The organism is Dyella sp. SG562, from assembly GCF_011759495.1.
Classification (GTDB): Bacteria; Pseudomonadota; Gammaproteobacteria; order Xanthomonadales; family Rhodanobacteraceae; genus Dyella_D; species Dyella_D marensis.
Map to the genome: position 1 here is coordinate 238,041 of NZ_JAAOYS010000002.1, position 25,534 is coordinate 263,574.

Sequence of the window (25,534 nt, forward strand, 5' to 3'; positions counted from 1 at the left end):
GGCTGCGCCCTCCGCGAGCCACCAGGAAAGATATTCGGGCCGGTCTCCGGGCTTGCGAGTGCGCTTTGCCGCGCGATCCTCCCGCGGCCTTCCCGCGCTCGTGGGAGCGCAGTGGCATGTCGCTGGAGGCAAGAACTGCTCGCTTACCGTTGCGGGGGCAGCGCCGGCCTTGCCCTCAAGGCGCACCGGCTTCCCGTTTCATCCCTTGGCAGCGTGGCTTTGGGACACCCGAACGAACGCAACTTTAACGGGGAGGCCGGGTGGCTGACAACGCGGGGCGGAATGACCCGATGGGGGGGGGCGCCTGTTCCTGCGATCATCATCGTTTCCCATGGCCGACATTTCTGTCATTTCTTGACGGTTTGGCCACCAAATATTGTCCGGAAGCAAGTTTCGCGAAGGTTTTACGCAAGCTCCGGGTAATATTTCATTTGTTTGCCTAAGTCATTGTTTCAGTGAGCTTCGTAAGCTTCGCGTAAGCGTAAATATTTTGTTGACGCCCAGCGATTTTCGCAATTATGTTCGGACCGCTTACCGCGGGAACTTGCGTGCGGCGCGACGAGGCTTGGGGAAGTTCTCTCGCTGCGATCCGGGGCTTACGAATGCCCCACACGCATTCTTGCGCTAGGCGATTTCGGCGCCTTGCGCCTGTCGGCCTTCAGGCCATCATGGGGAGAACACAGATGATCAAGTACCAGCACGCTGGTCGCGCGCCGCGTTGGCGTCAGACCGCACTCGTCGTTGCGTTGGGAATGAGCCTTGCCGGAGTGGTGCAGGCGCAGTCGAACGCATCAGGCGTGATCTTCGGCCGCGTTGACGCTACCCGCGGCAACACCGTCCATATCGAAAACATCGACACCGGCCTTGCGCGCGACATCAGCGTCGACCAGTCCGGCCGCTACCGCGCGTCCTCGCTGCCGGTCGGCCGCTACAAGGTCACCCTGGTCAAGGATGGCGCCACCGTCGATACCCGCAACGATGTGCTCGCGGCGGTCGGCACCGGTACCGAAGTGAGCTTCACCGCGGCTGCGGTCGCGGCCGGCGAGGCGAAGAACCTCGAAGGCGTGCAGGTGGTGGCCAGCGCGCTGCCGGCGATCGACGTGTCGTCGGTCGACTCCCGCACCGTGCTGACCGCCGAGCAGCTGTCCAAGGTGCCGGTGGCCCGCAACGTGACCGCGGCCGCCCTGCTGGCGCCCGGCACCGTGCTGGGCGACTCGCGCTACGGCAACGTGGCTTCGTTCGGCGGCGCTTCGGCGGCCGAGAACCAGTACTACATCAACGGCTTTTCGGTGACCAACGCGCTGACCAACCTGGGTCTGGCGCAGCTGCCGTTCGATGCGATCGACCAGCAGCAGGTGTTCACCGGCGGTTACGGCGCCGAGTACGGCCGTTCCACCGGCGGCGTGGTCAACCTGATCACCAAGCGCGGTACCAACGAATGGAAGGCCGGCGTGATGGCGCTGTGGATTCCGAAGTTCCTCCGCTCCGATCCGCGCAACATCATCCAGCCGTCCGACAACACGCTGTTCCAGTACCGCAACGACAACAAGTCGTGGGTCACGGAATACGGTGCGTACATCAGCGGTCCGCTGATCAAGGACAAGCTGTTCATCTATTTGACCGGTGATTTCACCAAGCAGGAAGGCAAGACCATCGCCTCGGCCACCGCGCAACAGGTGGCGTATTACGACGTGAAGTCGCCGCGCTGGTTGGGCAAGATCGACTGGAACATCACCGACAGCCACATCCTCGAACTGACCGCCTTCTCGGACAAGACGACCGAGCAGGACCAGGTCTACGGCTACAGCTACACCCCGACGCTCGCCGAAGGCGCCAAGCGCGGCACGGTCGATCTGAAGAACTATTCCGGCGGCGCCAACCCGACCCCGGGCGGTGACTTCTACATCGGCAAGTACACCGGCTACATCACCGACAACCTCACGGTCAACGCGCTGTACGGCAAGAGCAAGTCGGTGCACACGCAGACGCCGACCTCGGCCAGCGGCGGTTCGTGCCCAATCGTCAGCGGCCAGTACCGCAATGCCAGCGGCGCGCTCGTGCGTCCGCCGGCGTGCTACCTGATCGGCAACCTGCTCGCCCCGGGCGCTGAGGACAAGACGCACGGCTGGCGTCTGGACATCGAGTACCGCCTCGGCAGCCACGACCTGCGCGTGGGTGTGGACAACCAGACGCTGGAGTCTTATTCGGGCACGTCGTACGAGTCGAACCAGCGCTACATCTACACGCTGGCTCCGGCGAGCGGCAACATCGCCGGCCGTCCGGACATCCATTTCCCGACCGGCACGCTGAACTACGTCGACTACCGCGTGTTCAAGGCCGCCGCCAACGTGCGCGTGGAACAGGAAGCGCAGTACATCGAAGACCACTGGCAGATCAACGATCGCTGGCTGGCCTACATCGGCCTGCGTAACGAGCAGTTCAACAACTTCAACGGCAGCGGCGAGTCCTACGCCAAGCAGCGCCACCAGCTCGCGCCTCGCCTGGGCATCAGCTGGGACGTGTTCGGCGACTCCAGCCTGAAGGTCTACGCCAATGCCGGCCGCTACCACCTGGCCGTGCCGGCCAACGTGGCCATCCGCGGCGCCTCGGCTTCGACCTACAGCAGCCAGTACGGCACCTTCACCGGCGTCGATGCGCAGGGCCGCCCGATCAACTTCCAGCCCTATGGCCGCGTGTACTACCTCAACGCCGCCGACGGCACCACGCCCGATCCGCGCACGGTGGCGGCGAAGGGCCTGGGCGCCTACTACCAGGACGAGTACATCCTGGGCTTCGACAAGCAGCTGGGTTCGAACTGGACGTTCGGTGCGAAGGCGATCTATCGCAACCTGAAGAACATCATCGACGACATGTGCGATACGCGTCCGTTCGAGAAGTACGCGGCGCGCAACAACATCGACATGAGCAACGCCGTGCTCAACGGCTGCTACCTGTTCAACCCGGGCAAGGGCAACAACTTCCTGGTCGACGTGACCGGCAACGGCAACTTCCAGGAGTTCAAGCTCACCAAGGCCGACCTCGGCTTCCCGGACCTGAAGCGCAAGTACCTCGCGCTGGACATGTACCTGGAGCACCAGTTCAGCGACAAGTGGTACGGCAAGGTCGAGTACGTGCTGTCGCACAGCTTCGGCAACTCCGAAGGCCTGCTGAAGTCCGACATCGGCCAGGCCGATCCGTCGGTGACGCAGGACTGGGATGCGCCCGAGCTGATGCTCGGCGCCAACGGCAACCTGCCGAACGACCGCCGCCACCAGCTGAAAGCCTATGGCTGGTACCAGGCCACGCCGGAATGGATGTTCGGCGCCAACGTGTCGATCTACTCGGGCCGTCCGAAGAACTGCATCGGCGTGGCCCCGGGCGATCCGATCCAGTACGGCGAGGCGTACTTCTACTGCGACGGCAAGATCGCTCCGCGTGGCTCGCGCGGCCGCACGCCGTGGGCTTATCAGCTGGATCTGAGCGCGCAGTACAAGCCGCACTGGGCTGGCGACAACCTGACGCTGGAAGCGAATGTGTTCAACGTGCTCAACAGCCAGAAGGTGCTGAGCCGCCAGGATCTGGGCGAAACCGACGTCGGCGTGCCCGACCCGGTCTACAACCGTCCGATCAGCTTCCAGGTGCCGCGCTACGTGCAGTTCGAAGCCCGGTACGACTTCTCGCTATAACAACGACAGAGGAAAGCGCGCCTGGCTTCGCCGGGCGCGTATCTCCCCGAATTGGCCGCCGGGAACGGCGGCCTTTTTTTGCGCACACGGCCGCGATTCCCTGCTGGCAGGGGGGGTGAAATTCCTACGATCCGGTCGCGTCGGTGTACGTTAAGTATTTATTCACTTTTTTTCTTGCCGGGCGATTTTTCCAAATTGCTTTCCATACAAGGTGTTGCAAGCGTATCAGTGCATGACTCCGCCTAAGAAAAAATCTTAGTTTTTTGTTGACTCCCTTTCCGACCCCCCTCTAAGGTCGGCGAGCGACCCGCGAGAAGTTGCGAAGCGCGCCAGGCGAGGGGTCGCCTGCCGCTTTCCGCCGATCCGCTTTCGAAGGGACCTGCCGCGATTTCCCGCGACGCTTTGGGGCGAACTTTTCGCCCGTCCTTTTGGATTTCTCGGGGAGATCAACCAATGCAGACGTTCCGCCAACCGCGTCACGCGGCGGTGTGCCGCCGTACCGCCCTCGCCCTCGCGCTGGGCATGAGCCTCGCCGGCACGGCGATGGCGCAGTCCAATGCCTCCGGCGTCATCTTCGGCCGCTCGGCCGAGGCCGGCAGCACCATCCATATCGAAAACCTGGACACCGGCTTCGCCCGCGACATCGGGGTGGACGCCGACGGCCGCTACCGCGCCGCTTCGCTGCCGGTCGGCCGCTACAAGGTCAGCGTGCAGAAGGACGGCAAGACGCTGGAAAGCCGCGACAACGTGCAGGTCGCGCTCGGCGGCGGCGTGGACGTCTCGTTCACCGGCGCGGCCACCGCGGCATCCGGCAATGCGCAGACGCTGGAAGGCATCCAGGTGATCGGCAATGCGTTGCCGGCGATCGACGTGTCGGCGGTGGACTCGCGCACCGTGCTCACCTCCGAGCAGCTGCAGAAGCTGCCGCTGGCACGCAACGTCACCGCCGCCGCGCTGCTGGCGCCGGGCGTGGTGTCGGGCGACTCGCGCTACGGCAACGTGGCTTCGTTCGGCGGTTCGTCGGCGTCGGAGAACCAGTACTACATCAACGGCTACGCCGTGACCAACGCGCTGACCGGCCTGGGCTTCACCAGCCTGCCGTACGACGCGATCGACCAGCAGCAGATCTACACCGGCGGCTACGGCGCCGAGTACGGCCGCTCCACCGGCGGCGTGATCAACGTGGTGACCAAGCGTGGCGGCAATACCTGGAAGGGTGGCGTCGGCATGTACGTCATTCCGCAGTACTTCCGCGATTCGCCGCGCAGCATCTACCGCGAGAACGGCCAGCTGTACCAGTACCGCGCCGACAACAAGACCTCGTCCGAGCAGTACACCGGCTACGTCAGCGGTCCGCTGATCAAGGACAAGCTGTTCCTGTACGCCGCCGGCGACTTCACCCGCACCACCGGCCGCACCGTGCTGCCGATCACCACGCCGCAGCAGACCAACGACGTCAGCAAGGCCACCAAGTGGCTGGCCAAGATCGACTGGAACATCACCGATAACCACCTGCTGGAACTGACCGGCCTGTCGGACAAGACCAATATCGACCGCCAGGTCTACCGCTACGACTACAAGACCTTCCACACCACCGATTACCTCGGTTCGGACAAGACCAAGAACTTCGATTCCGGCCCGGGCTCGCAGCCGGGCGGCGACGTCTACATCGGCAAGTACACCGGCTACATCACCGACAGCCTGACGGTGAACGCGCTGTACGGCCGCAGCAAGACCGAGCACGTGCGCAACCTCGGCTACGCCGCCAATCCGAACTGCCCGTGGATCCTCGATTCGCGCCAGGGCGCGGGCGTCGGCACGCCGATCACCGGTTGCGGCCTGGTCAACGGCACCGTGCTGGGCAAGGGCGCGCAGGACAAGACGCACGGCTGGCGCCTGGACGTGGAATACCGCCTGGGCGACCACGACCTGCGCGCGGGCGTGGACAACCAGACGCTCGAATCCACCGCCGGCAACGTCTATGAAGGCGGCTACCGCTGGGTCTACCGCAATGCCGGCCCAGTCACCGGCCGCCCGGACATCGTGCCGCCGCCCGGCACCCAGTACGTGGCCGAGAAGCGCCTGTTCCAGACCGGCGCCAGCGTGAAGGTGGAGCAGGAAGCGCAGTTCATCGAAGACCGCTGGCAGGTCAACGACCGCTGGCTGGCCTATGTCGGCCTGCGCAACGAGCAGTTCAAGAACCTCAACGGCGCCGGCCAGGTCTACGTCAAGCAGCGCCACCAGCTGGCGCCGCGCCTGGGCCTGACCTGGGACGTGTTCGGCGACTCCAGCTTCAAGGTGTACGCCAACGCGGGCCGCTACCACCTGGCGATCCCGTCGAACGTGGCCATCCGCGGCGCCTCGGCGTCCAACTACTACAGCGAGTACTACACCTACAGCGGCGTCGGCCCGAACGGCGAACCCACCGGCCTGACCCAGCTCGGCTCGCGCAGCTACTTGAACGGCGAGGACGGCACCACGCCCGACACCCGCAGCGTCGCCGCGCAGAAGCTCAAGGCCTATTACCAGGACGAGTACATCCTGGGCTTCGACAAGACGCTCGGCGCGAACTGGACCTTCGGCGCCAAGGCCACCCTGCGCAAGCTGAAGAGCTCGATCGACGACTTCTGCGATTCGCGCCCGTTCGAGAAGTACGCCGCGCGCAACAACATCGACATCAGCAACGCGCGCATCGCCGGCTGCTACCTGTTCAACCCGGGCGAGTCCAACACCTTCCTGGTGGACACCACCGGCCAGGGCAACTTCGTGCCGTTCAAGCTGACCAAGGAAGACTTCACCACGCCGGCCGGCGTGTCGTTCCCGGACCTGAAGCGCAAGTACTACTCGCTGGACCTGTACCTGGAACACCAGTTCAGCGACCAGTGGTACGGCCGCGTCGACTACACCTTCTCGCGCAGCTACGGCAATTCGGAAGGCCAGCTCAAGTCCGACATCGGCCAGCTCGACCCGTCGGTGACGCAGGACTGGGACGCGCCGGAAATCATGCAGTTCACCAACGGCCCGCTGCCGAACGACCGCAAGCACCAGCTGAAGGCCTACGGCTACTTCCAGGCCACCAAGGAATGGCTGTTCGGCGCCAACCTCGCGGTGGCTTCGGGCCGTCCGAAGAACTGCATCGGCTTCGACCCGGTCGACGCGATCCACTACGGCGCCTCGTACTTCGAGTGCAACTTCGAACCCAGCCCGCGCGGCTCGAAGGGCCGCCTGCCGTGGACCTGGTCACTGGACCTCAACGCCGAATACCGTCCGACCTGGGCGGGCGAGAACCAGCCGCTGGCCTTCACCGCCAACGTGTTCAACGTGTTCTCGAAGAAGGAAGAACTGGCGGTGATCGAAGTGGGCGAGAGCTCGATCAGCAGCGCCACCGGCAAGCCGGTGCGCAGCGTCGACTATCTGCGTCCGGTGGCGTTCCAGCAGCCGCGCTACTTCCAGTTCGGCGTGCGCTACGACTTCTCGTTGTAAGCCACACCGGCGCCGGCCTCGCGCCGGCGCCTTTCATCCGAAGCGAGCCGCCGGCATCCCCGGCGGCTTTTTCTGCGCGGACCTCAGTCCGTATGCAGCTCGGCCACGAAGTCGTAGATATCGCCGCGGTACCAGGACACGGTGAACTCCACCACGCGCCCGTCGTCGAGAAAGCTGCGCCGCTCGATATTCAGCCCCGCGCTGCCGGTCGGCACGTGCAGCAGGCGCGCCTGCTGCGCGCCCAGCGACACCGCGCGCAGGCGCTGCAGGGCGCGGCGCGGGCGGCAGCCCAGGCTTTCCAGCACTTCATACAAGGAGTCGTGCACGATCAGCGGATCCGGCAGCACGCTGGCCGGCACCACGGTGCGCTCGATCGCCAGCGGCTCCTCGCGCGCATAGCGCACGCGGTGCAAGCGGGCGACCTGCACGCCGGGCGAGAGGTTCATCGCCATCGATTCCTCCGGCGTCACTTCGCCGATGCCGCGCTCGAAGAACTCCGAACGCGGATTCAGGCCGCGCGCGCGCAGGTCTTCGGTAAAGCTGGTCAGGCGCGACATCGGCTTGATGATGCGCTCGGCCACGAAGGTGCCCGCGCCATGCCGCTGGGTAAGAATGCCTTCCTCGACCAGGCCGGCGATGGCCTTGCGCACGGTCACCCGCGACAGGCTGAGCGCGCGCGACAGGTCGCGCTCGCTGGGCAGGGCCTGCCCGGGCTCGATGTCGCGGTGCTCCACCACATTGCGAATGGCCCGGCGCAGCCGCAGATATGCCAGTGGCTGGTGGGTGGCCGCGTCGCGGCTCAGGCGGAAGTATTCGTTGACCAGGGCGGTTTCCATGGCGGCCAACATACCAATGACCATACCAATTCCACAAGCGCGCCTTGAAACCGGGCCTTGCAGGGGTTACCACTTGGCCTCCAGCCAGGTCCGGAAGGCCGCCATCTTGCGGTCCGCGCGAAGTGGTGTTGTCTGGTATTTGACTGGTACGTTAGGATGCACCGAACGGGCCGGATGAAAACGCCGGCCTCCGTCTACGCCCTATCCCTGAGGTGACTGCAGTGACGGCTTCTCCCCCCCTGGTCGACGCCTTCGACCTGGTGATCTTCGGCGGCACGGGCGACCTTGCCCTGCGCAAGCTGCTGCCCGCCCTGTTCCATCGCTTCCTCGACGGCCAGATCCCCGCCGGCAGCCGCGTGATCGGCATCGCCCGCGAAGGGCTGGACGACGACGGCTACCGCGGCAACATACGCAAGGCCCTGCTCGAGGCCGGCGGCGCCAAGGACCAGGTCGACGCCTTCCTCAAGCAGGTCGCCTACCGCTCGCTCGACGCGCGCAAGGACGAAGGCTGGGACGCGTTCGCCGCGCTGATCGGCGAGCAGCCCGAGCACGTGCGGGTGTTCTACCTGTCGACCTCGCCCGAGCTCTTCGTCGATATCTGCAACCGCCTGGGCGAATACGGCCTCAACCGCGGCAAGTCGCGCGTGGTGCTGGAGAAGCCGATCGGCCGCGACCTGGCCAGCGCCAACCAGATCAACGACGCGGTCGGCCGCATCTTCGACGAGTCGCAGACCTACCGCATCGACCATTACCTCGGCAAGGAAACGGTGCAGAACCTGCTGGCGCTGCGTTTCGGCAACGCCCTGTTCGAGCCGCTGTGGAATGCCGGCCATATCGACCACGTGCAGATCACCGTGGCCGAAACGCTCGGCGTCGGCACCCGCGGCGCCTACTACGACCGCGCCGGCGCGCTGCGCGACATGGTGCAGAACCATATCCTGCAGCTGTTGTGCATGGTGGCGATGGAGCCGCCGTCCTCGCTGTCGCCCGACGCCGTGCGCGACGAGAAGCTCAAGGTGCTGCGCTCGCTCCGGCCCATCGACGAATCCAACGCCGCCCAGTACACCGTGCGCGGCCAGTACCGCGCCGGCGCCGCCGAAGGGCAGAGCGTGCCGGGCTATCTGGAAGAACTCGGCCCCGGTTCGAAGTCGCACACCGAAACCTTCGTGGCCTTGAAGACCGAGATCGAGAACTGGCGCTGGGCCGGCGTGCCGTTCTACCTGCGCACGGGCAAGCGCCTGCCGGAGCGCGTGTCCGAGATCGTGGTGGTGTTCAAGTCGGTGCCGCATTCGATCTTCGACGCCTCGGCCGGCCCGCTCTCGCAGAACCGCCTGGTGCTGCGCCTGCAGCCGGACGAAGGCGTGAAGCTGTGGCTCACCATCAAGCACCCCGGCCCCGGCGGCCTGCGCCTGCGCCACGTGCCGCTGGACATGAGCTTCGCCGAAGCCTTCGGCGTATCGCAGCCGGATGCTTATGAACGCCTGCTGCTGGACGTGGTGCGCGGCAACCCCACCTTGTTCATGCGCCGCGACGAGGTCGAGGCCGCATGGCACTGGGCCGGCCCCATCCTGGATGCCTGGGGTGCCAGCGGCGAGGCGCCGCGTCCGTACACCGCCGGCACCTGGGGTCCGAGCGCGGCAGTGGCGCTGATCGAGCGCGACGGCCGCACCTGGAACGAAGACAGCGAGTAAGGCCGCACCACCCGCGACGGTGCAGCCTGGCTTCACCGTCGCGTTGCACGCCCCCACCTACACTCGATAACCCCGCCGGCGCGAGCGCGCCCACCGCTTCCTCCCACCGCCATGCCCGAGCACACCGACGTCACCACGCACAGCTTCACCGATTGCCACGCGCTGGCCCGCGCGCTGGCCGAACGCGTCGCCGAACGCCTGCGCGCCGGTATCGCCGCGCGCGGCCAGGCCTTGCTCGCGGTCTCCGGCGGCAGCACGCCGGTGCATTTCTTCCGCCAGCTGGCGCGCGCGGAACTCGACTGGTCGAAAGTGCAGGTCACCTTGGTGGACGAGCGCTGGGTGCCGGAAAGCCACGAGCGCTCCAACGCGCGCATGGTGAAGGCCGACCTGCTGCAGCACGCCGCCTCCGCCGCGCACTTCGTGCCGCTGTATACCGACATGCCCACGCCCGAAGCCGGCGTCGCCGCGGTGCGCGCGCGCATCGCCGCGCTGCCGTTTCCGTTCGACGCGGTGATCCTCGGCATGGGCACGGACGGCCATACCGCATCGTTCTTCCCCGGTGGCGACCGCCTTGCCGAAGCGCTGGACCTGGCCGGCACCGCGCAGGTGCTGCCGATGCGCGCCAATGGCGCCGGCGAGCCGCGCATCACTTTCACCTTGCCTGCGCTGCTCGACACGCAGGCGCTGTATCTGCACATCGAAGGCGACACCAAGCGCCAGCTGCTCGCCGATGCCCGCCTCGGCCTGGGCGCCGGCAAGGATTACCCGGTACGCAGCGTGCTGACCCAGCCGCGCGTGCCGGTCGCCGTGTACTGGTGCCCTTGAGCACCGGACGCCAGGAGTGGGGAACGGGCGACCCTCAACGCCCGTTTCCCGCTTCTCCCTCTCTTCTCCGATCGAAAGCCATCGCATGAGCACGCCACTGCACCCCGTCCTTGCCGAAGTCACCGAACGCCTGCGCGAACGCAGCCGCGACACGCGCGCCGCCTACCTGGCGCGCATCGACGCGGCCGGCACCGGCGGCACGCACCGCGAGCGGCTCTCGTGCGGCAACCTCGCGCACGGCTTCGCCGCCTGCGGCACGGACGACAAGGCCGCGCTGCGCGACGGCCATGCGCCGAACCTCGGCATCGTCACCTCGTACAACGACATGCTGTCGGCGCACCAGCCGTACGAGCGCTATCCGGAATTCATCCGCCAGGTGGCGCGCGAAGCCGGCATTACCGCGCAGGTGGCCGGTGGCGTGCCGGCGATGTGCGATGGCGTTACGCAAGGGCGCGCCGGCATGGAGCTGTCGCTGTTCTCGCGCGACCTGATCGCGATGGCCACGGCGGTGTCGCTGTCGCACGACATGTTCGACGGCACGCTGTACCTGGGCATCTGCGACAAGATCGTGCCCGGCCTGCTGATCGGCGCGCTGAGCTTCGGCCACCTGCCCGGCATCTTCGTGCCCGGCGGCCCGATGCCCAGCGGCATCACCAACGAGCAGAAATCCAAGGTGCGCCAGGCCTATGCCGAGGGCAAGGCCAACCGCGCCGAGCTGCTGGAAGCGGAAGCCGCCGCATACCACGCGCCGGGCACCTGCACCTTCTACGGCACCGCCAACTCCAACCAGATGCTGATGGAGATCATGGGCCTGCACCTGCCGGGCGCAAGCTTCGTGGCGCCGGACACGCCGCTGCGCGACGCGCTCACCGCCGAAGCCGTGCGCCGCGTCGCCGCGCTGAGCGCGAAGGGCGGGCAGCACCTGCCGATCGGCCATATCGTGGACGAGCGCGCCATCATCAACGGCGTGGTCGGCCTGCATGCCACCGGCGGTTCCACCAACCATCTGCTGCACCTGGTGGCGATGGCGCGCGCGGCCGGCATCCAGCTGCGCTGGGACGATTTCGACGCGCTGTCCTCGGTGGTGCCGCTGCTGGCGCGCGTGTATCCGAACGGCTATGCCGACGTGAACCAGTTCCACGAAGCCGGCGGCATGGGCTTCCTGATCGACCAGCTGCTGAGCGCGGGCCTGCTGCATGCGGACGTGCGCACGGTGTTCGGCACCGGCCTGGACGGCTATACCCAGGTACCGTCGCTCGACGATGCCGGTACCGTGCAGTGGACTCCCGTGGCGAAGGAAAGCGGCAACCGCGGCGTGCTGCGCGGCATCGCCGAACCGTTCCGCGCCGACGGCGGCCTGCGCCTGCTCGCCGGCAATCTCGGCCGCGCGGTGATCAAGGTGTCGTCGGTGCCGGACGACCGCCAGGTGATCGAGGCGCCGGCCATCGTGTTCCACGACCAGGACGACGTGCGCAAGGCTTTCGAGCGCGGCGAACTCAATCGCGACTTCATCGCGGTGGTGCGCTTCCAGGGGCCGCGTGCGATCGGCATGCCGGAGCTGCACAAGCTCACCCCCACGCTGGCCGTGCTGCAGGACCGCGGCTACCGCATCGCCCTGCTCACCGACGGCCGCATGTCGGGCGCCTCCGGCCGCGTGCCGGCGGCCATCCACGTCACGCCGGAAGCGCAGGCGCAGGGGCCGATCGCGAAGATCCGCGACGGCGACCTGATCCGCCTCGACGCCACCCGCGGCACGCTCGACGTGCTGGTGGATGCGTCTGAATTTGCCAGCCGCGCGCCGGCCACGGCCGACCTCTCGCCGCACCATAGCGGCATGGGCCGCGAACTGTTCGGCCTGTTCCGCCAGGCCGCGGTCGAAGCCGATCTCGGCGCCGGCGTGCTCTGACCTTTCTTCCCAGGATTCCCCATGAGCCTCATCGAAACCAAGCAGCAGCAAGTCGAAGCCACTCTACGCCTGGCGCCGGTGGTGCCGGTGGTGATCATCGACGATGCCAAGGCGGCTGTGCCGATGGCGCGCGCGCTGGTGGCCGGCGGGATTCCGGCGATCGAGGTGACTTTGCGTACGCCGGCGGCGTTGGAGGCGATCCGCGCGATCGCCGCGGAGGTGGAGGGTGCTGTGGTGGGCGTGGGTACGGTGCTGACGCCGCGGGATCTGGAGAATGCGTGGCAGGCTGGCGCGAAGTTCGCGGTGTCGCCGGGTGTGTCGCCGAAGTTGCTGGCGGCGGCGGACGACAGCGACCTGCCGTTGCTGCCGGGTGTGGCTACGGCGTCTGAGGCGATGAGCCTGTTGGAGCGTGGCTATCGCTATCTGAAGTTTTTTCCGGCGGTGCCGGCGGGGGGGCACAAGCTGCTTGGTGCGTGGGCTAGTCCGCTGCCGCAGATTCGGTTTTGCCCTACGGGTGGGATCAGTCTGGCGGGTGCGCCGGAGTTTTTGGCGTTGCCGAATGTGGTGTGTGTAGGTGGGTCTTGGCTTACGCCGGTGGATAAGTTGAAGTCTGGCGACTGGGCGGGGATTGAGGCGCTGGCGCGTGAGGCAGCTGCACTCAAGGCGCGCTCTTGATCGTCATCCCGGCGTAGGCCGGGATCCAGTGGCGGTATCGCTCGGTTGTTGCGCTGGCGCTTGGGTGTCTCGCCTTTGGCGAGTGTTTCGCCCCGCTGCCGCGGGGCGAGTTACTTCTTCTTTGCGTGCCCAAAGAAGAAGTAACCAAGAAGAAAGGGCACCCTGCTTGGCGCCCTCAGCAGCTGCGCTGCTGAGGGTCCGTGAGAGCTGGCCGGGCTTTTTGACAGGGCATCCATGCCCTGATCAAAAAGGCGGGGACATCGTGTCCCCGCCCCCCTGCGGGGGCCTTTTCGTCCAGCCCTCACCGCCGGCGCCAAGGGGACCCGTGGATCAAGAGCAAAAGCGCACCAGCGGAACGCCGCGGCTGCGCCGCGTGCTCTTCGCCCGATTTTCGCCGCGCGCTGCATCCCCCTCTCCCCTCCGGGGAGAGGGTCGGGGTGAGGGGCCGGGGCTCGCCATAACCTCGAATCGAGCGACAGCAAAAAGCCGGCCCGGTTACCCGGGCCGGCCATATCACTCCATCACTCGCCAACCTCAGTTGACGCTGACGGCACTCCACGCCGAAGCCACACCTGCATACTGCGTCGACGTCGTGCCATACAGATCCGCCGCCGCCTTCAGCGTCGCCGTCCGCGCCGCGGCATAGTTCGTGTTGGACGTCATATACACCGTCAACGCCCGATACCAGATCTTCTGCGCCGCATCGCGCCCGATGCCGCCGGCCGCGGTGTTGCCGTTGCACACCAGCTTCGCCGCCGTCAGGTTGGCCGAGCTGCCCGCGCCAAAGCCCGCCGGCACTACGGCGCCTTCGGCCAGCAGATAGAAGAAGTGGTTGCCCACGCCCGAGCTGTAATGCACGTTGAGCGAACCCACCGAGCTGCTCCAGCAATCGGCCGAGGCGCCGTCCAGGCTGGGCTTGAACATGTAGCGCAGCGCGGTGGTGCCGTTGGGATTGCTGCGGTAGATCTTCTCGCCGATCAGGTAGTCCGGGGCGTCGGTGCCGTTGTTGGCGTAGTACTCGACCATGGTGCCGAAGATGTCGGAGTTCGCTTCGTTCAAGCCGCCGGACTCGCCGGAATAGGCCAGGCCGGCGGTGGCCTGCGTCACGCCATGGCTCATCTCGTGGCCGGCCACGTCCACCGCCACCAGCGGGAACCAGGTGGTGCCGCCGTCGCCGTATTCCATCGCGCTGCCGTTCCAGGCGGCGTTGTTGGAGGTGTAGCTGCCGCCGCCGACATTGATCTTCACGTGGGCATAGCTCTTCACGCCCTTGCCGTCGTTGAAGATGCCGTTGCGGCCGTGCACGTTCTTGTAATAGTCCCAGGTCTTGGACACGCCGTAGGCGATGTCGCCGGCCACGGTGGCGCGGTCGCTCTCGGCGTTGTTGCCCCAGGTGTTGTCGGTGTCGGTGAACAGCGTGGCATTGCGCAGGTTGGCCGAGGTGTCGTTCTTGCCCTGCGCGTCGTACACCGAGCCGTTGCCGCGCGAGGGATCGATCAGCTGGTAGCCGCCGTTCACCGAGTTGGTGACGATGCCCACGTTGCCCACCAGCAGGGACTTGCCGGTGCCGTTGGCGGCAATGGTCTGGAACAGGTTCCAGCGGTCCAGCACCTTGCCGCTGGAGGCATCGACGAAGTAGCGCATGTTGGCGGTGCCGAAGGTGTCGGACGCGCCCTGCACGTTCACCTCATAGGCCAGCACCGGCTTGGCGCCGCGCGCATAGATCACCAGGCCACGGCTCTCGATGCTCTCGATCTCGCCGTTGAAATCCTTGCCGGCGGCAAGCTGTGCCTCGTCGGCCGTGGTGCGCGGCGACAGGCTCGGGCGGCCGCGGCCGCGCAGGGTGAGGCTGGCTTCGCGGAAGCGGCCGTTGTTGCTGTGCACGACCACGTCGCCGCCGATCACCGGCAGGCCGCGGTAGCTGCGCTGCATGCGCACGTGTTCCGTGCCGTCGGGATCGACGATCACATCGGTCGCTTCGAACGTGTCGTCGCTGTCGGCCTGCAGCGCGGCAGGCTGCTGCTTGGCGAGACCCTTGGCGACGCCGGCAATGGCCAGATGATCGAAACGTGCAGCTTGCGCGCCGCCGGCGACGGTCAGCGCGGCGGCGATGGAGAGGCTCAGGACGTAAGGCTTCAAAGACATCACGACACTCCTGGATAAAAGTGGGCAAAAGGGCAGCGCGGCCGCATGCGTTGCGCATGCCGCCGAACAGGCACCGATAAGAAAGCTCCCTAGAGATCCCTCCCCTGAGCGCGGCTATCCTCCGGGTGCATCCATCGCAAGAACATAGGAATGTTTCGTAAGTTCTTCACGGGTCGATCATGCAAGGCTCGCGCAAGTGGCGGGTGTGATGTGCATCGAATTTCGATGGCGAGAAATGCTCGCGAAGTAATGCAATGCAGAGCCCCTCTCCCACTGGGAGAGGGGTGAGGGTACGGGCGGAGCGCAAGAGTGATGTGCACCGCTCCGGCCGAACCCTCATCCGGCTGCCGCCACCTTCTCTCCCACGGGGACTACCTTCGGGTTGCCGGAGGGAGAAGGATTCAAGCGTGAGTACCGAAGCAATGGTGAAGGCAGCTATTTACACGCCGCGTTCGAGACCGAAGCCTTCGTCGATCCATCCGGTCAGCCCGCCGATCATTTCCTTCACCGGCCGTCCGAGCTGCGCCAGCTTCACCGCCGCCTTGTTGGCGCCGTTGCAATGCGGGCCGGCGCAATACACCACGAACAACGTATCGGCCGGGAACTCGCTCAAGCGCTGCTCGCTGATGGTGCGCGTGGGCACGTTCAACGCGCCAGGCACGTGGCCGGCGGCGTACAGGGTCGGCGTGCGTACGTCGAGCAGGACGAAATCCTTGTCCTCGTGCTGCGTGGCGTAGTGCACGTCCGCGCAGTCGGTTTCGAAGCCCAGGCGCGCCTGGAAATGGGCCAGGGCCTGCGCGCTGGCGGCGGCCGGGACGCGGTGGACGACGCTGCTCATGGGGCGGTACTCCGTGCTGAGGATGGTGCCAGTGTGGGCACTGGCGGCCGCCGCCGACATTGGCAAGAATGCCAGGCATCATGAAGAAACCGCCAAAGCGTGCGAGCACTCCGACTGGCCCCGCCAACCGCAACGTGGCGGCGCTGGTGTACGACGGCCTGTGCACCTTCGAGTACGGCATCGCGGTGGAGATGTTCGGCATCGCCAGGCCCGAACTGGACAGCTGGTACCGCTTCACCTCCTGCGCCGTGGATCGCGGCGCGATGCGCGCAGCCGGCGGCCTCAGCGTGCGGGCGGATGCCGGGCTGGAAGGCCTGTCCCGCGCCGGCACCATCATCGTCCCCGGCTGGCGCGGCGCCGATGCCGCGCCGCCGCCCGCCTTGCTCGATGCCCTGCGCGCGGCGCACAAGCGTGGCGCGCGCCTGCTGTCGTTCTGCTCCGGCGTGTTCGTGCTCGCCGCCGCTGGCGTGCTCGACGATCGCGCGGCGACCACGCATTGGCGCTATGCGGAGACGCTCGCGGCGCGCTATCCGCGCATCCGGCTCGCACCCGACGTGCTCTATGTCGACGAAGGCAGGGTGATGACCTCCGCCGGCAGCGCCGCGGCGATCGACCTGTCGCTGCACCTGATCCGCCGCGACTACGGCCCGCGCATCGCCAACCAGGTGGCGCGCCGCGCGGTGGTGCCGACCCATCGCGACGGCGGCCAGGCGCAATTCATCCCGGCGCCGCTGCCGGAACAAGGCGCCGCCCTGGGCACGCTGCTGGAATGGATGCGCCGCCGCCTCGACCAGCCGCTGCCGATCAGCGTGCTGGCCGAACGCGCGCGCATGAGCGAACGCACCCTGTTGCGCCGCTTCGAGGAAGCCACCGGGCATTCGCCCAAGCAGTGGCTGGTGCACGAACGCCTGGCGCGGGCGCGCGAGCTGCTGGAAGGCAGCGAGCTGGCGGTGGAGCAGATCGCCGACCGCTGCGGCTTCGGCAGCGCCGATACGCTGCGGCATCATTTCCGCCGCGCGATCAAGCTCAGCCCGGCGCGGTATCGCGAGCGATTCGCGCTGGCGGGGCAGCGGGCATAGAGAAGCGGCGCCATCGCCGCTAAGCTGCGCCCCGTTCCCCGCCGGCATCGACCCATGCTCTACATCCTCCTCGCCATCGGCTGCAGCGTGCTGGTGTCCGTCCTGCTGAAACTGGCGCGGCGCCACGGCATCGACGTGGGGCAGGCGGTCGCCTGGAACTACGTGGCCACCAGCGCGCTCACCGCCTGGGTGTTCCATCCCTCGCTCGACACGCTGGCGCGGCCCGGTGCGCCGTGGATCGGCTTCGTCGGCCTGGGCCTGCTGCTGCCGGTGATCTTCCTGGCGCTGGCCGCCTCGGTACGCCATGCCGGCATCGTGCGCAGCGATGCGGCGCAGCGGTTGTCGCTGATCGTGTCGCTGCTGGCGGCCTTCCTGCTGTTCGGCGAAGCGGCCAGCGCCTTCAAGCTGGCCGGCATCGGCGTCGGCCTGGTCGCCATGGCCTGCATGGTGTGGCGCGGCGGCGCGGACGAGGCGGAAGCGAGCGCCGCATGGTGGTGGCCCCTGATCGTGTTCGTGGGCTTCGCCGCGATCGACATCCTGTTCAAGCACGTGGCTCAGGCCGGCACGCCGTTCGCCGCTTCGCTGCAGGCGATGTTCGCGCTGGCCCTGGTGGTAGCGTTCGCGATCCAGCTCGGCCGCCGCGCCACGGGGCGCATGCGCTTCACCGTGCGCGATGCGCTGGCCGGCCTGCTGCTGGGCCTGGCCAACTTCGGCAACATCGTGTTCTACGTGCGCGCCCACCAGGCCCTGGCCGACCGACCGTCGCTGGTTTTTGCGGCGATGAACCTCGGCGTGGTGGCGCTGGGCGCCCTGGTCGGCACGCTCGCCTTCCGCGAAAAGCTCAGCCGGCTCAATCTGGCCGGCGTGGCGCTGGCCGCCGTGGCGATCGTGCTGGCCACGCGCGGCTGAGCGCAGGCATGACTTCTGGCGTGTGAAAGCCGGCACTTGCAGCGCCTAAGCTCGGGGACTCCAAGCCCCTCCCCGAAGGAACTCCGATGCGCACGCTCCCCCTGGCCGCCGCCCTGGCCTCCCTGCTGCTCGCCGGTTCGGCGCTGGCCGCCGACAAGCAGGACAAGGACAAGCCCCAGGAAAGCAAACCCGACGCCGCGCTGCTGCAGCCGCAGTCGTCGGAGAGCACCGGCTCCGTGCGCGTGGAAGGCAAGAGCATCGACTACAAGGCGGTTGCCGGCACCCTGATCATCCACGGCAAGGGCGACAAGGAGCACGAGCCGCAGATCAGCATGTTCTACACGGCGTACTTCAAGAAAGGCGCCGACGCCGGCAAGCGGCCGGTCACCTTCATCTACAACGGCGGCCCGGGCTCGGCCACGGTGTGGCTGCACATGGGTGCGTTCGGGCCCAGGCGCGTGGTCACGTCCGACGACAGCCACACGCCCGCCGCGCCCTACGGCCTGGTCAACAACGACTACAGCCTGCTCGATGCGTCGGACCTGGTTTTCATCGACGCGCCGGGTGCGGGTTTCAGCCGCCTGATCGCCGCGGACGAGGACAAGAGCAAGCGCGACGAGCAGATGAAGGAGCGCCGCAAGGAGGTCTACGGCGTGGACGGCGACGGCCATGCCTTCGCGCAGTTCATCACGCAGTTCCTGTCCACCTACGGCCGCTGGAATTCGCCCAAGTACCTGTTCGGCGAAAGCTACGGCACCACGCGCTCGGCGGTGCTGGCCAATATCCTGGAGAACCAGTCCAGCGTCGATCTCAATGGCGTGATCCTGCTGTCGCAGATCCTCAACTTCGATACCAGCATCGACGGTCCGGAGACCAACCCGGGCATCGACGTGCCCTATGTCGTGGCCTTGCCCACCTTCGCCGCGACGGCGTTCTACCACCACCGCCTGCCGCAGCAGCCGGCCGCGCTGGAGCCGTTCCTGCGCGAAGTGGAACAGTTCGCGCTGAACGACTATGCCCAGGCGCTGATGGCCGGCAGCCGCCTCGACGACGCGCGCAAGCAGGCGGTGGCGGAGAAGCTGCACCAGTACACCGGCCTGCCGGTGGCCTATCTGCTGAAGGCCGACCTGCGCGTCACCGGCGGCATGTTCGAGCAGCAGCTGCAGTCCGACGGCGGCGTCACCACCGGCCGCCTGGATGGCCGCTTTTCCGGCCCGTCGCTCGATCCGCTGAGTAAGGACTCCGAGTACGACCCGCAGTCCTCGGCGATCAGCGCCGCCTATGTCGCCGCGTTCAACGACTACGTGCGCAAGCAGCTGAAGTACGGCGACGGCCAGCAGTACCGGCTGTTCGCCTCGATCGACAACTGGGACTTCCGCCGCCCCGGCGGCGACGGCGAGCGCCCGATCAACGTGATGCCGGATCTCGCCAAGGCGATGAAGACCAACCCCAACCTGCGCGTGTCCCTGCATGGCGGCTATTACGACCTGGCCACGCCGTACTTCGCGGCCGACTACGAGATGCGCCACCTGCCGATTCCCGCCTCGCTGCAGAAGAACATCTCCTACGAGTGGTATCCGTCGGGCCATATGGTCTACGCGCACGAGGACTCGCTGAAGAAGCTGCACGACAACGTGGCGCGATTTATCGGCGAGACCGACAACGTCAAGTAAGGCCCGCCGGCGGGCGTCCGCGAGTTGCTATGCTTGGCGGGCTGCGCGCCCGCCCTTTCCATACCGACTCCGGATTCTCCTATGCGCGACCTGATCGATCGCTACCTCGCCGCTTACAACCGCATGGACGTGCCGGCCATGCTCGATACGATGCATGCCGGCGTGGTGTTCGAGAATTACACCAAGGGTGTGCTGAGTGTGCGCACTCAGGGGGTGGCTGAGTTGCGCCATCTGGCGGAGAGTTCGCTGCATTTGTTTTCGGCGCGGCGGCAGATCATCACGGCGTTCTGGGAGCATGGTGGGGATGCCGCCACTGCGGATATTTTGTTCGATGGCACTTTTGCCATCGATCTGCCGAATGGGGTGCGGGCGGGGCAGACTATTGCGCTGACTGGGCGCAGCGAATATCGCGTCAGCGAGGGTAAGTTGGTTTATATCGCTGATTTTAGTGAGTGATGCTTTGCTTGTTGGCCTAGCGTAGGGCGGGATACTTTTGCGGTGTCGCCTGGTTTTTGCGTTACCGCGACTTGGCCGCTTATGCAGCGGGCATTTCGGACGCCTGCCGGCGCCCGAGTCACTTTCTCTTTGCTGGCTCAAAGAGAAAGTAACCAAAGAGAAATAGCCTTAGAGCCAAGGCTCGCGACGCGACTAGAAGGAGCAGTGGGCGTCTGCGGTAACTTGATTAACCTGGGTCTACACGAAACCACAGTGCGTTTACGTAACGGCTTCTTCAACGTGCCGTCGCCGAGAGGATGTTCAGTGACCGAGGCCAGCTTTTGGGCTCAGCCCTGTTCGTCGCGTAAGCGCACGGCGTAGGTTGGGGTGAGCCATAGGCGAACCCCAACATGGCGAGGCGCGTGAAGGTGCGGGTGTTGGGGTTCGCCTGCGGCTCACCCCAACCTACGTCATGGCAAGATTTAACGTTACGCTCCGCCCGCCCCCTCACCCTGCCCTCTCCCCGGAGGGGAGAGGGGTGATGTCGTGAGGTAGGCAGGAACGAAAAGCAAAAGCTGGCCTCGGTCACTGAACGTCCTCTCGGCCACGGCACGTTGAAGCAGCCGTTACGTAAACGCACTGTGGTTTCGTGTAGACCCAGGTTAATCAGACTACCGCAGCCGTCCACTGCTCCTTCTAGTCGCGTCGCGAGCCTTTGCTCTGAGGCTATTTCTCTTTGGTTACTTTCTCTTTGAGCCAGCAAAGAGAAAGTGACCCGGGCGCCGGCAGGCGTCCGGAATGCCCGCTGCATAAGCGGCCAAATCGCGGCAACGCGACAATCGAACGATACCGTTACTGGATTCCGGCCTGCGCCGGAATGACGAGCAAAGCGGCCCCAGGCTCAGCGCGACGCAACAGCGCGTTCTTCCACCGCTGCTGCCGCGCGGAATCGGCCTCCACCAACCACTGCGGCTTGCCCGCCACCAACGCGGCCACCGCCACACCATCCTCATACAGCACCCGCGTACCAACCACCGCCGGCAGGCGATTACCACTCAGCACCGTGCCAACCAGATTGAGCGGATCGCAACCGCTCAGGCAGACGAACTGGCCGTCATTCGGCAGCTGCCGGACATGGCGCAGCTTGCCGATCGCCTCCGGCAGCGCGAACTGCTCGCCGACCAGGCCTTCGACGAAGCGTCCGCCGCGGATCTCGCCGCGCGCTTCCAGCCGGTGATACACGCGCAGCAGCTCTCGCCACGTCGGCAGCCACGAAGCCTCGCGCTCCAGCAGCTTCCAGAACACCACGCCATAGCGGCGCAGCAGGGTGCGCGCGACGTGCTCGACGTACTCGGCGCGCTTGCCGTCCTTGCCGTCCGGCACCAGCGGCGCACGCACCAGCGACCAGCGCCCGGCGTCTTCGATGCCGCTCAGCATATGGCGGCGCACGCGGCGATGGCGGTGCGCATCGCGCTTGGCGGCGGGCAGCAGCAAGGCGCGCAGGCCGGCGAAGCTGTCGGCGGTGACGCGGCCGGCGGCGACCAGTTCGCCCAGCGCGTCTTCCAGTTCGGTGCGCAGCAGATGCGCGGCGCTCATCAATTCGTCGAAGAACAGCGCGCCATGCTCGCGCAGCATGTCGGCCACGGCCTGGGCGCGCGAGGACAGCTGCAGCTCCTGCGGCTGGCCAGCGGCGGCGATGCCGCTCCACAACGCCATCTCCTTGCGCGGCAGCAGCACGATCGGCGTGGCGCGCACGGGGCTGCTGCCGCCGGTGGCGCCGCGCAGGCGGTTCCAGCCGACGCGGCCGGCGCGGCACAGATCGTCCAGCCAGGTGATCGAATAGTCGTCGATGCGCGCTGGCAGCAACTCGGCTTCCCAGGCCCCGGCGGCGGCTTCGTAGCCTTCGAGCTGGGCGATGGCGGCGGGCAGCGCCTCCGGTCCGCTCAGCCGCGCGCCGGGTGCGACGTGCTGCCAGTCGAACTGGAAGCGCATGAAGTCGCGCCGGCTGACCGGCTCGATCTCGCGGCGCAGGCGGCCGATGGTGTAGCGGTGGATGCGTGCCAGCAGATGGCGTTCGCACCATTCGGTGTCGGCGGCTGCGGGCGTGAACTGGCCCTGCATCACGTAGCCTTCGGATTGCAGGCGCAGCAGGGCCGTTTCGACGTCGCTGCGATCGGCAGCGAGCGAGGCGGCGAGCGTCGCGACCGTCACCGGACCGAGGCCGACCAGGCGTCCGCGCACCATTTCCAGCAACGCGTCTTCGCGCGTCCACGCTTGCGCGAGGAATTCGGCCGGCGCTTCGATCGCCGGCTGCATGGCGATATCGGCATGAATGGCCGCCCACAGCGGCAGCTTCTCCGCCGCCACCCATACCTGCCAGCCGGCGTGGGTCGGTGAACTCAACAAAGTGGCGCGGCGGGCGTTCGCCAAGGCCTGCAGCAAGTGCTCCCAACCGTCGCGCGCCGCTTCCTCCGCGGTGACGAAGCCGAGCACGCTCAAGGCTTCGTGCATCTCGTCGGCGCCACGCACCTGCGGCCAGGCTTCGCCGCGTACCGCGTCGATGGCGTCCGGATCGAGCTTGCCCAGGTCTTCCGCGCTGTCGCCGTCGTTCCAGCGGCGCGTCTGCACGGCTTGGGTGCGGCGCTCTTCCAGCGGCGCGTCGTCCAGGTAGGCATAAGGCGCGGCGGTAAGCACCTCGGCGGCCAGCGGGCTGGCCGTGGTGAGGTCGCGCGCGACCACGCTGATCTGGCCGCTCTCCAGCCCGCGCAATATATGCAGCAAGCCGTCCACATCCATGGCGTCGCGCAGGCAGTCGTACAGCGTCTGCTCGACCAGCGGGTGATCGGGAATCTGCCGTTCGCCGACGATGTTCTCCAGGCAGGCCACCTGGTCGGGGAACACCGTGGCGAGCAGGTCTTCGCTGCGCATGCGCTGGATCTGCGGCGCCACTTTGCGCCCGCCCTGGAAGCGCGGCAGGGCCAGCGAGGTGGTGGCATTCCAGCGCCAGCGCACGGGGAACAGCGGCGCATCCAGCAGCGCCTGCACCAGTACGTGCTCGGCGGTGTTGGAATGCAGATAGCGCGCCACTTCGATCAACGGGAAGCTGTGGCTGGTCGACAGCGACAGCACGATGGCGTCCTCGGTCGCCGCCGCCTGCAGCTCGAAATTGAACTGGCGGCAGAAGCGCTTGCGCAGCGCCAGGCCCCAGGCGCGGTTGATGCGGCTGCCCCAGGGCGTATGGATCACCAGCTGGGTGCCGCCGGATTCGTCGAAGAAGCGCTCGAACACCAGCTGGTGCTGGGTGGGCAGCGCGCCGAGCGCGGCCTTGGCCTTCGCCAGGTAGTCGGCCAGCTGCTGCGCGGCCGGCTCGCTCAGGCCCAGCGTGTCCTGCAGCCAGGCCAGCACTTCGGGCACGCCGCCTTCGTCGAGCTGCGCACTGATGGCTTCGCGCAGGCGCGACACGCCATGCGAAAGCTCATTGCTGCGCCCCGGCGCCTCGCCCAGCCAGAACGGAATGCTCGGCGGCACGCCGTGCGCATCTTCCACGCGCAGGCGGTCGCGCTCCACGCGCAGGATGCGGTAGCTGGTGTTGCCGAGCTGGAAGATGTCGCCGGCCAGGCTTTCCACCGCGAAATCCTCGTGCACGCTGCCGATCACCGTGGCCTGCGGTTCCAGCACGACGAGATAGTCGGCGGTGTCGGGAATCGCACCGCCGGAGGTGACCGCCGTAAGCCGCGCACCGCGCCGCGCGCGCAACTGCTTGTGCACGGCATCGCGATGGATGTACGCGGCACGCGCGCCGCGGCGCGTGGTGAAGCCGTCGGCCAGCATGCGCACGATGGCGTCGAACTGCTCGCGCGGCACGTCGCGATAGGGATACGCGCGGCGCACCAGGGCGAACAGCGCGTCCTCGTCCCATTCCTGGCAGGCCACTTCGGCCACGATCTGCTGGGCCAGCACGTCGAGCGGGCGCGGCGGGATCGCCAGCGTGTCCAGCTCGCCGCGGCGCACGCAGTCGAGCAGGGCGGCGCATTCGGCCAGGTCGTCGCGCGAGGTGGGAAACAGGCGCGCCTTCGGCGTGCCGTTCACCGCGTGGCCGGAGCGGCCGGCGCGCTGCAGGAAGGCGGCGATGGAACGCGGCGAGCTGAGCTGGCAGACCAGGTCGACGTCGCCGATATCGATGCCCAGCTCCAGCGAGGCGGTGGCCACCAGCACTTTCAGTTCGCCGCGCTTGAGGCGCTGTTCGGCATCCAGGCGCTGCTCGCGGGCGAGGCTGCCGTGGTGCGCGGCCACGGCTTCCTTGCCCATGCGCTCGGACAGATGGCGCGCGACGCGTTCGGCCATGCGCCGCGTATTGACGAAGATCAGCGTGGTGCGATGCGCCTGCGCGAGTTCCGCGAGGCGGTTGTAGACCAGCTCCCAGGCATCGTTCGACATCACCGCTTCCAGCGGCACCGGGGTGACTTCGATGGCGAGGTCGCGGGCGCGGGTGTGGCCGACGTCGACGATGTGAATTCCCTTTTCCCCGCCGGATGAGGGGCGGGTGCTCGCGGCAGAAGATCGACGAAGCATCGCTTGCTTTTCTGCTGCTGCTTCTGCGCTTCGCAGGTCCCCCTCACCCCGGCGGGGAGAGGAGGTACGGGTTTCGCCAACCAGGAACTTTGCTACCTCTTCGATCGGCTTCTGCGTGGCCGACAGGCCGATGCGCAGCAGCGGCCGCTGGCATAGCGCTTCCAGCCGTTCCAGCGACAAGGCCAGATGCGAGCCGCGCTTGGTCGAGGCCATCGCATGGATCTCGTCCACGATCACCGTGCGCGTACCGCCCAGCATCTCGCGCCCGGAAGCCGAGCCCAGCAGGATGTACAGCGATTCCGGCGTGGTCACCAGGATGTGCGGCGGCTGGCGGCGCATCAGGTTGCGCTCGGCCTGCGGCGTGTCGCCGGTGCGCACGGCGGTGCGGATGGCGACGTCCGGCAGGCCCAGCGCGGCCAGCTCCGCGCGGATGCCTTCCAGCGGCGCTTCCAGATTGATGTGGATGTCGTTGGACAGCGCCTTCAGCGGCGACACGTACACCACCGTGGTGGCGTCCGGCAGCGCGCCGCCGTGCGCCAGGCCTTCGCGCACCAGGCCGTCGATGGCGGCCAGGAAGGCGGTCAGGGTCTTGCCGGAGCCGGTCGGCGCGGCCACCAGGGTGTGACGGCCATCGCGAATGGAAGGCCAGGCGGCCAGCTGGGCTGCGGTGGGCGCCGGGAACGCGCGCTCGAACCACTGCCGGACCGCGGGATGAAAATCTTGCAGGGACATGGGCTTAGGCTCGCCTGGAGCCGGGGCGGAGAGAATATTCTAGATGGGG

General features: G+C 67.0%; 14 protein-coding genes and 1 riboswitch. Of the genes, 10 read left to right on the top strand and 4 right to left on the bottom strand.

The genetic code is table 11. The features are described from left to right. Positions 1–19 precede the first annotated feature (19 nt). A riboswitch (cobalamin riboswitch) is annotated at positions 20–247 on the bottom strand. A gap of 505 nt (positions 248–752) precedes the next feature. Continuing rightward, complete coding sequence (locus FHW84_RS04525) at positions 753–3,686, top strand: TonB-dependent receptor (RefSeq protein ID WP_243867883.1); 2,934 nt, start codon at positions 753–755, stop codon at positions 3,684–3,686. A gap of 453 nt (positions 3,687–4,139) precedes the next feature. Beyond that, positions 4,140–7,169 carry a TonB-dependent receptor gene (locus FHW84_RS04530; RefSeq protein ID WP_167252950.1) on the top strand — a complete coding sequence of 1,010 codons (3,030 nt, stop codon included), beginning with the start codon at positions 4,140–4,142 and terminating at the stop codon, positions 7,167–7,169. Positions 7,170–7,252: 83 nt separating this feature from the next. Here FHW84_RS04530 and FHW84_RS04535 read toward each other — a convergent pair whose 3' ends face one another. After that, entirely contained in the window at positions 7,253–8,005 is a 753-nt protein-coding gene (locus tag FHW84_RS04535; RefSeq protein ID WP_167253761.1) for a GntR family transcriptional regulator, read from the bottom strand. A 221-nt stretch (positions 8,006–8,226) separates the two neighbouring features. On the opposite strand from FHW84_RS04535, the gene zwf reads away from it, so the two are divergent. The 4 genes from zwf (at position 8,227) to eda (ending at position 13,102) form a co-directional block, all read left to right on the top strand. Continuing rightward, positions 8,227–9,696: a glucose-6-phosphate dehydrogenase gene (zwf, locus tag FHW84_RS04540; RefSeq protein WP_167252951.1), complete on the top strand. Its 1,470-nt coding sequence runs from the start codon at positions 8,227–8,229 to the stop codon at positions 9,694–9,696. A 111-nt stretch (positions 9,697–9,807) separates the two neighbouring features. Continuing rightward, the gene (gene pgl / locus FHW84_RS04545) at positions 9,808–10,521 is read left to right on the top strand and encodes a 6-phosphogluconolactonase (RefSeq protein WP_167252952.1); all 714 of its coding nucleotides are present in this window, start codon (positions 9,808–9,810) and stop codon (positions 10,519–10,521) included. Positions 10,522–10,606: 85 nt separating this feature from the next. Beyond that, the gene (gene edd, locus FHW84_RS04550; protein WP_167252953.1) at positions 10,607–12,427 is read left to right on the top strand and encodes a phosphogluconate dehydratase; all 1,821 of its coding nucleotides are present in this window, start codon (positions 10,607–10,609) and stop codon (positions 12,425–12,427) included. Between the two features lie 21 nt (positions 12,428–12,448). Then, positions 12,449–13,102 carry a bifunctional 4-hydroxy-2-oxoglutarate aldolase/2-dehydro-3-deoxy-phosphogluconate aldolase gene (gene eda, locus FHW84_RS04555; protein WP_167252954.1) on the top strand — a complete coding sequence of 218 codons (654 nt, stop codon included), beginning with the start codon at positions 12,449–12,451 and terminating at the stop codon, positions 13,100–13,102. Positions 13,103–13,636: 534 nt separating this feature from the next. Here the strand turns inward: eda and FHW84_RS04560 are convergent. Next, on the bottom strand, positions 13,637–15,241 hold the full coding sequence (locus FHW84_RS04560; RefSeq protein WP_167253763.1) for a M4 family metallopeptidase: 1,605 nt from the start codon (positions 15,239–15,241) through the stop codon (positions 13,637–13,639). 445 nt (positions 15,242–15,686) lie between these two features. Then, positions 15,687–16,085: a rhodanese-like domain-containing protein gene (locus FHW84_RS04565; RefSeq protein WP_167252955.1), complete on the bottom strand. Its 399-nt coding sequence runs from the start codon at positions 16,083–16,085 to the stop codon at positions 15,687–15,689. Between the two features lie 80 nt (positions 16,086–16,165). Here FHW84_RS04565 and ftrA point away from each other — a divergent pair, with 80 nt between their 5' ends. From ftrA to FHW84_RS04585, 4 genes are all read left to right on the top strand, one after another. Beyond that, positions 16,166–17,164, top strand: coding sequence for a transcriptional regulator FtrA (gene ftrA, locus FHW84_RS04570; RefSeq protein WP_167252956.1), 999 nt, complete (start codon positions 16,166–16,168; stop codon positions 17,162–17,164). Between the two features lie 54 nt (positions 17,165–17,218). Next, positions 17,219–18,073, top strand: a complete 855-nt coding sequence (locus tag FHW84_RS04575) for an EamA/RhaT family transporter (RefSeq protein ID WP_167252957.1) — start codon at positions 17,219–17,221, stop codon at positions 18,071–18,073. Positions 18,074–18,159: 86 nt separating this feature from the next. Continuing rightward, entirely contained in the window at positions 18,160–19,746 is a 1,587-nt protein-coding gene (locus FHW84_RS04580; RefSeq protein ID WP_167252958.1) for a peptidase S10, read from the top strand. 81 nt (positions 19,747–19,827) lie between these two features. Continuing rightward, positions 19,828–20,202, top strand: a complete 375-nt coding sequence (locus FHW84_RS04585; protein WP_167252959.1) for a nuclear transport factor 2 family protein — start codon at positions 19,828–19,830, stop codon at positions 20,200–20,202. 831 nt (positions 20,203–21,033) lie between these two features. Here the strand turns inward: FHW84_RS04585 and FHW84_RS04590 are convergent. Beyond that, complete coding sequence (locus tag FHW84_RS04590) at positions 21,034–25,485, bottom strand: DEAD/DEAH box helicase (protein WP_167252960.1); 4,452 nt, start codon at positions 25,483–25,485, stop codon at positions 21,034–21,036. Between the last annotated feature and the right edge of the window lie 49 nt (positions 25,486–25,534).